Below are 581 nucleotides of genomic sequence, written 5' to 3' on the forward strand. Positions count from 1 at the left end.
CTAGGGTCAGGACCCATTGATGTGAGGTCCGCGGTCTGATTCAGGTTCCGCGAGGAGACCGAGGATGAGCGACCTTTTTTGGCTGACGGACGAGCAGGTTGAGCGCTTGCGGCCGTTCTTTCCCAAGAGCCACGGCAAGCCTCGGGTCGATGATCGCCGGGTGCTGAGCGGCATCGTGTTCGTCAACCGCAACGGGCTGCGCTGGCGAGATGCGCCGAGCGCCTACGGCCCACACAAGACGCTCTACAACCGGTGGAAGCGCTGGGGTGAGCGAGGCGTGTTCCTCCGCATGATGGAGGGACTGGCTGCGGCAGACGCCGAGCCCAGGACCGTGATGATCGATGCCACCTACCTGAAGGCACACCGCACGGCATCCAGCCTGCGGGTAAAAAGGGGGACCCAGGCCGCCTGATCGGCCGCACCAAAGGCGGCATGAACACCAAGCTCCATGCCGTCGCCGATGCGAACGGACGCCCCTTGAGCTTCTTCATGACCGCCGGCCAGGTCAGCGACTACACCGGCGCGGCGGCCTTGCTCGACGACCTGCCCAAGGCGCAGTGGCTGCTTGGCGACCGCGGTTA

Annotated in this window: 1 pseudogene; it reads left to right on the forward strand. The window is 65.2% G+C overall.

From position 1 onward, the window contains the following. Positions 1–64: 64 nt before the first annotated feature. Positions 65–581 (forward strand): annotated as a pseudogene (locus K7957_RS20190) (IS5 family transposase); the annotation flags it as partial.

Source organism: Sphingomonas yunnanensis (genome assembly GCF_019898765.1).
In the GTDB taxonomy this organism is placed as follows: Bacteria; Pseudomonadota; Alphaproteobacteria; order Sphingomonadales; family Sphingomonadaceae; genus Sphingomonas; species Sphingomonas yunnanensis.